The sequence below is a fragment of the Stenotrophomonas sp. MYb57 genome, assembly GCF_002966815.1.
Classification (GTDB): Bacteria; Pseudomonadota; Gammaproteobacteria; order Xanthomonadales; family Xanthomonadaceae; genus Stenotrophomonas; species Stenotrophomonas indicatrix.
Genome location: NZ_CP023271.1, coordinates 4,583,263 through 4,594,866 on the forward strand (window position 1 = coordinate 4,583,263; position 11,604 = coordinate 4,594,866).

Sequence of the window (11,604 nt, forward strand, 5' to 3'; positions counted from 1 at the left end):
CAACCGGGCCCGTGCGGAAATCGTGGATCGCCAACCGCTTGTTCCACAAGGGGCGGGCGGCGGGGTTCAGGGACCTGTGACGGTGACCAGATGGCGTTCACCGGCCAGGCCGGGCACGCTCAGCGGGACCACCTCGCGCACCTGCCAACCGGCCGGCAGCGCTGCGATCTCCTCATGCGGGTAGACGCCTTTCATGGCCAGCAACACGCCACCGGGGCGCAGCAGGTGGCCACCGACGCGGACGATGCCGGCCAGGGTGTCCATCGCGCGCGCGGTCAGCTGGTCGTAGCTGCCTGGCTCGGCCAGCGCTTCGGCGCGCGATTCGGCCACGCGGGCATTGCCCAGGCCCAGCTGGCGCACGGCCTCGCGCATGAAGCGGGCCTTCTTGCCGTTGCTTTCCACCAGGGTGACCTGCAGGCCCGGGCAGGCGATCGCCAGCGGGATGCCCGGCAACCCGGGGCCGGTACCGAGGTCGGCCAGGCTGCCATCGGCCACGAACGGCTGCATCGCCAGCGAATCGAGCAGATGGCGGGTGACCATTTCCTGCGGATCGCGGATGGCGGTGAGGTTGTAGGTGCCGTTCCAGCGGTGCAGCAGCGCCAGGTAGCGCAGCAGCGGCGGGGCCAGCTCGGCGGCCAGGCCCATGCTGGCCAGGCCCTGCTGCAGCGTGTTCGCTACGCCGGCGGGAAGATCGTGTTCGCTCATGCCGGCATTATCGCCGGTTTTCGCCGTTGATTCGCCGATTCACTGCGGATACCAGGCCAATGCGGCGCGGAATTGTCCGCTGGCCTGCCATTCGTGCAGGTGCCAGCGCGCGGCCTCGCCCAACTCCGGGTCGCACCAGCGCAGGTGCAGGGCGCCATCGTCGGCCGGGGCCAGCTGCAGGCGGTGCAGGCCGAAGGAAATGCCCTGCCCGTGCGCCTTCAGCATTGCTTCCTTGGCACACCAGACGCGGAAGAACCAGTGTTCGCGGTCGGCCTCGTCCAGGCCCTGCAGCCAGGCCACTTCGTCGGGATGGAAGAAGCGCTGGATGATTTCCAGCATGCGCGGGCGCGGGCGCAGCAGTTCCAGGTCCACGCCCAGCCGCACGCCCTCGCCCAGCGCTACCAGCAGCACCTCGCCGCTGTGGCTCCAGCCGGTGCCGTAGTGGGCGAGCGCGCCGCTCAGTTCCGGCCGGCCCTTGTCGTCGCGCACCAGCGGCAGCGCATCCGGATCGCCCCCCAGGGCCTGTGCCAGCACCTGCCGGGCCTGCGGCTCACCGCGCTGGCCAGGGACGTGCGGGCAGCGCCAGACGGTAACCGGACCAAACCGCCAGGGGCCCTCAAGGGTGGCTGGCAGGCTCATCCGCACGCGCCCGTCACAGGATTGCACAGCGGGTTCACGGCATTGCGCGTCAACTGGACGCGGTTATCCACCGGAGAGTCGATCATGGGCATCATCATCTGGCTGATCGTCGGCGGCATCGTCGGCTGGCTGGCAAGCATCATCATGAAGCGCGATGGCCAGCAGGGCATCATCCTCAACATCGTGGTGGGCATCGTCGGCGCACTGATTTCCGGCTGGCTGTTCGGCGGCGGCATCAATGAAGCGATCACCCTGCGCACGTTCCTGTTCTCGCTGATCGGCGCGGTGATCCTGCTGGCGATCGTCAACCTGTTCACCCGCAAGAGCATACGGTGAACTGACAGGTAGCGCCGGGCCATGCCCGGCGTCTCCCTGCCGCCGCTGCGCTCGCCGGGCATGGCCCGGCGCTACCGCTTCAACCCAATTCCACCCACGCCGGCGCATGATCGCTGGGACGTTCCCAGGTGCGCGGCTCGCGGTCGATGCCCGAGGCCACCGCAGTGCCCTTCAGCGCATCGGAGACCAGGGTGAGGTCGATGCGCAGACCGAGGTTGCGGCGGAAACCCGCTGCGCGGTAGTCCCACCAGCTGAAGGTGCCGGCCTCATCGTTGTGCAGGCGGAAGCCATCGTGCAGGCCCAGCTGCAGCAGCTTGTTCAGCGCGCCGCGCTCGGCAGTGGACGTCAGGATGTGGTTGTCGTTCCACACCTCCGGGTCATGCACATCGCGCGCATCGGGGGCGATGTTGAAGTCGCCCATCACGATCAGCTTCGGATGCCGCTGCAGTTCTTCGGCGATCCACGCGTGCACCGCCTCCAGCCAGCGCAGCTTGTACTCGTACTTGTCGGTGCCCACGTCCTGGCCGTTGACCACGTACAGGTTGATCACCCGCAGGTCGCCGAAGGTGCCGGCGATGACCCGCTTCTGCTCGTCCTCGAAGCCGGGAATGCCGATCTGCACGTCCTGCGCCGGCTCGCGCGACACCAGCGCCACGCCGTTGTAGGTCTTCTGCCCGGCGAACACGCTGCGGTAACCGGCGGCGACCAGCGCCGAGTCGGGGAACTTGTGGTCCTCCAGCTTGGTTTCCTGGATGCCGACGATGTCCGGGCCGAAGTCCTTGAGCCACTGCTCCAGGTGCGGCAGGCGGACATTGAGCGAATTGACGTTCCACGAGGCGATTTTCATGCGGGCATTCTACCCGGGTGGGCTTTGGTAGAGGCCGACCTTGGTCGGCGCTTTGCTTCCCGCTGTTGCCTTCGTAGAGGCCGACCTTGGTCGGCGCTTGGGGTTCACGCGTGCCAACCAAGGTTGGCCCCTACCGGAACGGGCCGCGCGGGTTGGCCCCTACCGGTAGTGCCGGCCGCTGGCCGGCAGGTGCAGGTCCCCGCCGAAGGGTCATGAGGTTGCCGGCCAGCGGCCGGCACTACCACTGGTGCACGCCCTGCCTGGATTCACCGCAGCAGCAGTTTCAACAACCTCGCAATCTTCGAATACGGCGGCCGCAGCCGATCACTGGCCGCCCAGCGCGACTGCCACAGCACCGGCAACAGCTTGCTCATCGCATCAAACCCGGCCCGCCCGTGGTACGCCCCCATGCCACTGGCGCCCACCCCACCGAACGGCAAACCGTCGGCGGCGAAGTGCAGCAGGGTGTCGTTGACCGTGACCCCGCCGGCCAGCACCTGGCCAAGAATGCGCTCCACCGTGGCCGTGTCGTGGCTGAAAGGATACAGCGCCAGCGGCCGGTCGCGGGCCACGATGTCGGCCAACGCCGCATCCAGGTCCGGATAGGCACGCACCGGCAGGATCGGGCCGAAGATCTCATCGCGCATCAGGTCCAGGTCTTCCGGCGGGTCCAGCACTACCGTCGGCACCAGCAGGCGCTCACGATCGGCGCGCGCGTCATCCACCTGCGCCAGCGGAATCACCGGCACCCCGCGTTCGCGGGCTTGCGCCAGATAGCCCTGCAGGCGCCGGTACTGGCCCTCGTTGATGATTCGCGTGTAATCGTCGGCATCGCTGAAATCACCATAGCGCTCGCGCACCTGCTGCTGCAGCGCCTGCACGAACTCACGCTGGCGCACGCTGTCGATCAGCACGTAATCCGGCGCAATGCAGGTCTGGCCGGCGTTGAACCACTTGCCGGTGGCCAACCGCGCGGCGGCTTTGTCCAACGGGAAATCGCGGCAGACGATCGCCGGCGACTTGCCGCCCAGTTCCAGCGTCAGCGGCACCAGATGCTCCGCCGCCGCCGCCATTACCTTGCGGCCGACCGCGGTGGAACCGGTGAACACGAGGTGGTCCAGCGGTAGCGAAGACACCGCCGCAGCCACGTCCGCCCCACCCTGCACCACCGCCACGCGATTGGGCGGGAACACGCTGGCCAGCAGATCGGCCAGGAAGGCGCTGGTGCGCGGGGTGTGCTCCGAAGGCTTCAACAGCACATGGTTGCCGGCGGCGATGGCTGTAGCCAGCGGCACCAACGCCAGCGTGACCGGATAATTCCACGGCGAGATCACCCCGACCACACCCAGCGGCATCGGCCGCAGCTGCGCGCGCGCCGGCCATAGTCGCCAGCCGGCGCCCACCCGCTGCGGCTTCGACCAGCGCCGCAGGTGGCGACGCAGGTGGTCGATGGCCGACAGCACGCTCATGCCATCGGCCAGCTTCGATTCCACGTGGGCGCGGTGGCCGAAGTCCTCGGCGATGGCTTGGGCCATTTCGTCCAGGCGTAGCTTCAGCGCCTCGCGCAGGCGGCGCAGGTCGGCTTCGCGCTGGTCGAGCGTGGGGCGCTGGGCCTGCCAGGCAGTACGCAGGGTATGCAGAACGGCGGGGAGGTCGGCTGGGGCGGTGGTGGTCATGGGCCGACTATACGGCGTGCTGTGCAATGTAATGGTAGTGCCGGCCGCTGGCCGGCAGCCTCATGGATCTCCGGCAGACATCGTGCAGTTGCCGGCCAGCGGCCGGCACTACCAGGGTGCGGGCCGGATAAGCGCCCCCACAAACAGAAAGGCCGTGGTCTGCACCACGGCCTCTCCTTCATTCGATGAACATCATTCTTACTTGGTGATGTCCACGTTCTTCGTCTCGCGCAGGAACAGGCCGCCAATCACCACCGACATCAGCGCGATGATGATCGGGTACCACAACCCGTAGTACAGGTTGCCGGTACCGGCCACCAGCGCGAACGAGATCGCCGGCAGGAAGCCACCGAACCAGCCGTTGCCGATGTGGTACGGCAGCGACATCGAGGTGTAGCGGATGCGGGTCGGGAACAGTTCGACCAGGTAGGCGGCGATCGGGCCGTAGACCATGGTCACGTACAGCACCAGCAGCCACAGCATCAGGATCGTGCCGGCGTAGTTGATGCGCGAACCATCAGCCTTGGCGGGATAACCAGCGCCGGTCAATGCTGTCTTCAGCTCGGCACCGAACGCGTCGGCCTTGGCCTTGCCTTCTTCCTTGGTCAGGCCAGCGGCCTCGTACGAAGTGACGCTGGCACTGCCCACGTTGACCATCGCCAGCGAACCAGCAGCGGCCGGCTGCACGTCATACGGCACACCGGCCTTGGTCAGCGCGGCGGTGGCTACGTCGCAGGAGCTGGTGAACTTGCGCAGGCCCACCGGATCGAACTGGAAGGAGCAGGTGGTCGGGTCGGCCACGACCAGCGCCGGCGAACTGCTGCGGGCCTCTTCGATGGCCGGGTTGGCGAAGTGGGTCAGGCCCTTGAAGATCGGGATGTAGGTGATTGCGGCCAACAGGCAGCCGGCCAGGATGATCTTCTTGCGGCCGATACGGTCGGACAGCCAGCCGAAGAAGATGAAGAACGGCACGCCCAGCGCCAGCGCGGCGGCGATCAGCAGGTAGGAGGTGGTGGCGTCGACCTTCAGCATGCTGCTGAGGAAGAACAGCGCGTAGAACTGGCCGCCATACCAGACCACCGCCTGGCCCGCTGCGGCGCCGAGCAGCACCAGCAGCATCAGCTTCAGGTTGCCGCCCTTCAGGCTGTCACGGAACGGCGTCTTGGAACCCTTGCCCTCCGACTTCATCTGCTGGAACAGCGGCGACTCGCTCAGCTGCAGGCGGATCCACACCGACACGCCCAGCAGCACGATCGAGACCAGGAACGGAATGCGCCAGCCCCAGGCTTCAAACGCTTCGTTGCCGAGGAAGTAGCGGCAGGCCAGGATGATCAGCAGCGACATGAACAGGCCGAGCGTGGCCGTGCACTGGATGAAGCTGGTGTACAGGCCGCGCTTGTCGTCCGGCGCGTGTTCGGCCACGTAGGTCGCCGCACCACCGTACTCGCCGCCCATGGCCAGGCCCTGGGCCAGGCGCAGGATGATCAGGATCACCGGCGCGGCGAAGCCGATCGAGGCGTAGTTGGGCAGCACACCGACCAGGAAGGTCGAGATGCCCATGATCAGGATGGTGACCAGGAAGGTGTACTTGCGGCCGATGCGATCGCCGAGGCTGCCGAAGAAGGCCGCACCGAACGGGCGCACGAAGAAGCCGGCCGCGAAGGCCAGCAGGGCGAAGATCATGCCCGTGGTTTCATTGACGCCACTGAAGAACTGCTTGGCGATGATCGCCGCAAGCGAGCCATACAGGAAGAAGTCGTACCACTCGAAAACGGTGCCCAGGCTGGACGCGAAGATGACCTTCTTGTGTCCCTGGGTTAGTTGGGCTTTCGCCGGTGCAGGTGTTGTGGACATGGGAAGCTTTCCCTCTGTAGGTGCCGACCTCGGTCGGCACGCAGTCTAGGTAGGTGCCGACACCATTGGTCGGCACTCATTCTTGGTAGGTGCCGACCTTGGTCGGCACTCCTTTAGAAGCTGTACTTCGTAGTGAACTGCAGACGGGTGATATCGCCCTTGTTGCCGTTCTCTATCTCGCGCTTGCCGTACATCAGCTCGGCACCGACATCGACCTTGGGCAGCGGCGAGTAGAAGATGTTGCCGCGGATGCTCTGCACGCTCTTGGTCACCAGCGGGCCGAGGATGCTGTCGTTGTCGTAGTCGCTGCGCGCGTAGATCAGGTTGGTGCGCAGCTTCGGCGAGAACGCATGGCGCCAACCGACATAGCCGGCGATCACACCGGTCGGGTTGAGCTCGTCACGAGCCACGTCATAGGCCGAATCCGCAGTAATGCCCAGGCCGATGTAACGGGCGATGCCCTCGCCACCGGTGAACTGGTAGTGCAGCGAATCGCTGTCACCCATCACCCACTTGCCGCCCAGGGTCAGGCCACCGGCCACCTTGTCGGCCTTTGCGCCGGTGGCCTGGTTGTCGACCTTCAGCTGACGGACGATACCGCCAACACCGAACGTGCCCCAGTCACCCTTCCAGCCATAACGCAGGGTCAGGTCCGGCAGGCTGCCGCGATCGGAGTTGGCGCTGGCATTGGTCCAGGCGCCGGTGACCGGATTGCGCGTACCGGTGAGGGTGGTCGTTTCCGGATTCTCCAGCGCGACGCTGAAGCCGCCCTGGGTGTAGCGGACCTGCGCCTGGCGCACGAAGATCACGCCATCGGTGGGACCGACGAAGTCGACCGCTTCCGGCAACGACGCCGCATCCATGAAGTTCGACCAGGTCTGGCCGGCCATCCAGTTGTTCCAGTACATGTACGCATGGCGCAGGGTCACGCCATAGGTGTTGGTGGCGGTCTGGTTGCCCAGCGAGTTGCCGAAGAAATCCATCTCGAAGAACGCGCCGGCCTTGTTGCCCGACTCGCTGACGTTGTCGATGCCCAGGTTGAAGCGCGAGAACTTGGCGTGGGCGTTGTAGTCCACGTCCGAGCGCTTGCCGCTGCCGCCGGCGCCTTCCACCGGGGTCTGCCCGGGCAGGTACAGCGAGCGGCCGGTGGCGTCGTCGGCCAGCTGGCCATCGCTGGTCTGGGTGGCCAGGAAATCGGCCTTGATGAAACCGCCGATCTTGACCGTGGTGCCCGGCGCCGCGCCGGGGGTGATGGTGGTGACCTGGATCGGCTGCTTGCCCGCAGGCACCGCCGGCTTCTGTTCGGCCTGCAGCGTGCGGACGTCGGTGACCGCCTGCTGGGTCTGCACGATCTGGGTCTGTTGCTGCTGCTGCGACGCCAGCAGCGCCTGCACCTGCCGCTCCAGCTCGGCGACGCGTGACTCCAGTGCCTTCTCTTTGGCGGTCTCGGCGAACGCCATGCCCGGTGCGACCAGGGCGACCAACAGGCAGGCCGCCAAAGGTGTGCGCACGGCTTTCAACGTACGGTGGCTCATGTTGCCCTCTCTCCCAAGTGGCAAGGTGATGCCGCGCGTGGGGCACGGTCGAGCCGAGACTGCGGGGCGTTTGCACGCACCGGCTATTGGCCATTGGTCGAACCCGGGCCTGCAGGGGCCCGACTTTCGACCAAGGTCTAACCGAAGTGGTGACGCGACCGGGGGTGGATGGGGCAAACTGAGGGGGAACGGCTGCTGCAATGCTGCGGCTGCACACACAAAGTCAACGTGCAAGTGAGGGTGCCATGGCTGATCTCTACCCTGTCGATCCGCAGTTCGCCGCCAAGGCGCGTATCGACAAGAACACCTATGAACAGCAGTACCAGGCCTCGGTGTCCGATCCGGATGCGTTCTGGGGCAAGGCCGCCGAGCGGCTGGACTGGTCGCGCAAGCCGACGACGATCAAGAACGTCAGCTACGACCTGTCCGACTTCCACATCAAGTGGTTCGAAGATGGCGAGCTCAACGCCAGCGTGAACTGCCTGGACCGCCAGCTGGAAAAGCGCGGCGACAAGACTGCCCTGCTGTTCGAGCCGGACAGCCCGGACGCGCCGGCCCAGCACGTGACCTATCGCGAGCTGTACGAGCGCACCTGCCGTCTCGGCAACGCGCTGCGCAACCTGGGCGTCAAGAAGGGCGACCGGGTCACCATCTATCTGCCGATGATCGTCGACGCTGCCGTGGCCATGCTGGCCTGCGCGCGCATCGGTGCGATCCACTCGGTGGTGTTCGGTGGCTTCGCCCCGAATTCGATCGCCGACCGTGTCAGCGACTGCCAGAGCAAGCTGATCATCACCGCCGACGAAGGCCTGCGCGGTGGCCGGAAGATTCCGCTGAAGGCCAACGTCGATGCGGCGCTGAAGCTGCCCGGCACCAATACCGTGGAAACCGTGCTGGTGGTGCGCCACACCGGCGGTGCGGTGGACATGCAGGCCCCGCGCGACCGCTGGTTCCATGATGTGGTCGACAGCCAGCCGGCCAGCTGCGAGCCGGAGCCCATGAACGCCGAGGATCCGCTGTTCATCCTCTACACCTCCGGCTCCACCGGCAAGCCGAAGGGCGTGCTGCACACCACCGCCGGCTACCTGCTGTACGCGGCGTACACCCATGAAGCGGTGTTCGACCTGCGCGAGGACGACATCTACTGGTGTACCGCCGACGTCGGCTGGGTCACCGGCCACAGCTACATCGTGTACGGCCCGCTGGCCAACGGCGCGACCTCGCTGATGTTCGAGGGCGTGCCGAACTACCCGGACACCTCGCGCTTCTGGAACGTGATCGACAAGCACAAGGTGTCGATCTTCTACACCGCCCCCACCGCCATCCGTGCGCTGATGCGCGAGGGCGAGGAGCCGGTGAAGAAGACCTCGCGCGCCTCGCTGCGCCTGCTTGGCAGCGTCGGCGAACCGATCAATCCGGAAGCCTGGCGCTGGTACTACGAAGTGGTCGGCGACAGCCGTTGCCCGATCGTCGATACCTGGTGGCAGACCGAGACCGGCGGCATCCTGATCTCGCCGCTGGCCGGTGCGATGGATCTGAAACCAGGTTCGGCCACCCTGCCCTTCTTCGGCGTGCAGCCGGCCCTGGTCAATGCCGATGGCGAGATCAAGGACGGCCCGACCGAAGGCAACCTGATCATCCGTGACTCCTGGCCGGGCCAGATGCGCACGGTGTACGGCGACCACCAGCGCTTCATCGACACCTACTTCCGCACCTACCCGGGCAGCTACTTCACCGGTGACGGCTGCCGCCGCGACGAAGACGGCTACTACTGGATCACTGGCCGCGTGGACGATGTGATCAACGTGTCCGGCCACCGCATCGGCACCGCCGAAGTGGAAAGCGCGCTGGTCTCGCACCCGAAGGTGGCCGAAGCCGCCGTGGTCGGCTTCCCGCACGACGTGAAGGGCCAGGGTATCTATGCCTACGTCACCCTGGTGGCCGAAGAAGCGCCCAGCGACGAGCTGCAGAAGGAGCTGGTCGCCTGGGTGCGCAAGGAGATCGGGCCGATCGCCACGCCCGACCACCTGCAGTGGGCGCCGGGCCTGCCGAAGACCCGTTCGGGCAAGATCATGCGCCGCATCCTGCGCAAGATCGCCGAGAACGCACCGGACCAGCTCGGCGACACCTCGACCCTGGCCGATCCATCGGTCGTGGCGTCGCTGGTGGACGAGCGCAAGGTGCGTTGATGTGCTACCCGGGGTCGGATCCCTTTCCACAAGGAAAGGGCTCTGACCCCATCTGCTTTCCCCCCACGGTTCCCCCCGACCATGACCACCCTCCTGATTGCCGATGACCATCCGTTGTTCCGCGAAGCCCTGCGGGGTGCCGTGCAGCGGGTCATTCCGGGCGTTCAACTGTTCGAGGCCGACAGCGTGGAGGCGCTGTATGCGCTGGCCGACCAGCACAACGACGCCGACCTGGTCCTGATGGATCTCAACATGCCCGGCGCACAGGGCTTCAACGCACTGGTACACATGCGTTCGCTGCATCCGCACCTGCCGGTGGTGGTGGTGTCCGCACGCGAAGAAGCCACGGTGATGCGCCGTGCACTCGACCATGGCGCGCTGGGCTTCATTCCGAAATCCGCTGATTCGGACACCATCGGCCATGCACTCGGCACCATCCTCGATGGCGAGACCTGGGCGCCGCCGGAAGCACACAACGTGCCGCCGACCGGCAGCGAAGAACGCGAAGTCGGCCAGCGCCTGCGCGAGCTGACCCCGCAGCAGTTCCGCGTGCTGCAGATGTTGGGTGCGGGCCGCTTGAACAAGCAGATCGCCTACGACCTCAACGTCTCCGAAGCGACGATCAAGGCGCACGTGACCGCGATCCTGCGCAAGCTGGGCGTGACCAACCGCACCCAAGCGGTGCTGATGGCCGGCAAGCTGGCGATCGACGACGACGCCATCGTCCTGCCGCCGGAAGAAGACTGAGGTTTCGTGCCGGCCGCTGGCCGGCATTCACCTGTACCTGTATCACCGCTGCGCTCGCCGGGCATGGCCCGGCGCTACCGGAAACTGCTTTGGTGGGTGCCACGCTTGCTTGGCACGCTCTCGCCGTTGCGTGTGCCGGCCAGCGGCCGGCACTACCCGCTACGCTCGCCGGGCATGGCCCGGCGCTACCGTATCGCCCGTGATATAGCCATCGCTATACAAACCAGCCGTGCCTGCGCGTTTCGCGGGAAATGCGCCACGCGCGGATCGCGGTGCTAAGCTTCGCGTCCCCTTGGGGAGTAGCCGGATTCCTACGCAGGAATCGTCCACGTCAACATACTCGGCCAGTGCGCCGTGGCGTGGACAACCATGATGGTTGGCGAGACCAGCGGCCCGCGCGCGCAACGTCAGGTTGGGCGCGAGCGCGAGCCGTGCGTCCGTCCTTGCCCGACCTTCTGCTGCCGCCCATGTCTCCTGTTTCGATCCTGCTGATCGGCTTTGCCATGTCCACCGATGCCTTCGCTGCCGCGATCGGCAAGGGTGCCGCCATGCGCAGGCCGGTGTTCCGTGATGCGCTGCGCGCCGGCATCATCTTCGGCGTCATCGAGGCGATCACGCCCATCATCGGCTGGCTGCTCGGTCGTGCCGCCCTGCAGTACGTCGAAGCCTTCGACCACTGGATTGCCTTCGCCCTGCTCGGCGCACTGGGCATCCACATGATCTACAACGGCCTGCGCCCTGACAGCGGCGAGGACGATGAAGATCCGTCGCAGCACCACGGCTTCTGGAAGCTGGCACTGACCGGTTTCGCCACCAGCATCGACGCGATGGCAGTGGGCATCGGCCTGGCCTTCATGGACGTGCATATCGGCGTGATGGCGGCGGTCATCGGCCTGTGCACGCTGACCATGGTCACCGCCGGCATCATGCTCGGCCGCGCACTCGGCAGCATGGTCGGCAAGCGCGCCGAAATCATCGGTGGCGTGATCCTGGTGATCATCGGTGCGACGATCCTGTACGAACACCTGCACGGCGTGGCGTAACCTGCCGGCGATTGCGAGGTTGCCGGCCAGCGG

10 protein-coding genes and 1 riboswitch are annotated in these 11,604 nt (G+C 66.3%); of the genes, 4 read left to right on the top strand and 6 right to left on the bottom strand.

Annotated elements, in window-relative coordinates; genetic code table 11:
* Window positions 1-66: 66 nt before the first annotated feature.
* Window positions 67-705: a 16S rRNA (guanine(527)-N(7))-methyltransferase RsmG gene (gene rsmG / locus CLM74_RS20965; protein ID WP_025878787.1), complete on the bottom strand. Its 639-nt coding sequence runs from the start codon at window positions 703-705 to the stop codon at window positions 67-69.
* 39 nt (window positions 706-744) lie between these two features.
* Window positions 745-1,344 (bottom strand): 4'-phosphopantetheinyl transferase superfamily protein, encoded by a 600-nt coding sequence (locus tag CLM74_RS20970; RefSeq protein ID WP_105164877.1) that lies wholly within the window; start codon window positions 1,342-1,344, stop codon window positions 745-747.
* An 84-nt stretch (window positions 1,345-1,428) separates the two neighbouring features.
* Here CLM74_RS20970 and CLM74_RS20975 point away from each other — a divergent pair, with 84 nt between their 5' ends.
* A complete protein-coding gene (locus CLM74_RS20975; protein ID WP_025878785.1) occupies window positions 1,429-1,680 on the top strand; it encodes a GlsB/YeaQ/YmgE family stress response membrane protein in 252 nt (83 codons plus the stop codon).
* Between the two features lie 79 nt (window positions 1,681-1,759).
* On the opposite strand, the gene xth is transcribed toward CLM74_RS20975, so the two are convergent.
* From xth to CLM74_RS20995, 4 genes are all read right to left on the bottom strand, one after another.
* Window positions 1,760-2,527, bottom strand: coding sequence for an exodeoxyribonuclease III (gene xth, locus CLM74_RS20980; protein ID WP_032976774.1), 768 nt, complete (start codon window positions 2,525-2,527; stop codon window positions 1,760-1,762).
* A gap of 266 nt (window positions 2,528-2,793) precedes the next feature.
* Window positions 2,794-4,203: a coniferyl aldehyde dehydrogenase gene (locus tag CLM74_RS20985; RefSeq protein ID WP_105164878.1), complete on the bottom strand. Its 1,410-nt coding sequence runs from the start codon at window positions 4,201-4,203 to the stop codon at window positions 2,794-2,796.
* A gap of 198 nt (window positions 4,204-4,401) precedes the next feature.
* Complete coding sequence (locus CLM74_RS20990) at window positions 4,402-6,057, bottom strand: MFS transporter (protein WP_025878778.1); 1,656 nt, start codon at window positions 6,055-6,057, stop codon at window positions 4,402-4,404.
* A gap of 113 nt (window positions 6,058-6,170) precedes the next feature.
* A complete protein-coding gene (locus CLM74_RS20995; RefSeq protein ID WP_025878777.1) occupies window positions 6,171-7,592 on the bottom strand; it encodes a DcaP family trimeric outer membrane transporter in 1,422 nt (473 codons plus the stop codon).
* 245 nt (window positions 7,593-7,837) lie between these two features.
* Between CLM74_RS20995 and acs the strand changes: the two genes are divergently transcribed.
* The 3 genes from acs (at window position 7,838) to CLM74_RS21010 (ending at window position 11,571) form a co-directional block, all read left to right on the top strand.
* Entirely contained in the window at window positions 7,838-9,781 is a 1,944-nt protein-coding gene (acs, locus tag CLM74_RS21000; protein WP_105164879.1) for an acetate--CoA ligase, read from the top strand.
* Between the two features lie 81 nt (window positions 9,782-9,862).
* Window positions 9,863-10,528: a response regulator transcription factor gene (locus CLM74_RS21005; protein WP_006477308.1), complete on the top strand. Its 666-nt coding sequence runs from the start codon at window positions 9,863-9,865 to the stop codon at window positions 10,526-10,528.
* Between the two features lie 288 nt (window positions 10,529-10,816).
* Window positions 10,817-10,984: riboswitch (yybP-ykoY riboswitch) on the top strand.
* An 11-nt stretch (window positions 10,985-10,995) separates the two neighbouring features.
* Window positions 10,996-11,571: a manganese efflux pump MntP family protein gene (locus tag CLM74_RS21010; protein WP_033832555.1), complete on the top strand. Its 576-nt coding sequence runs from the start codon at window positions 10,996-10,998 to the stop codon at window positions 11,569-11,571.
* Window positions 11,572-11,604 lie beyond the last annotated feature (33 nt).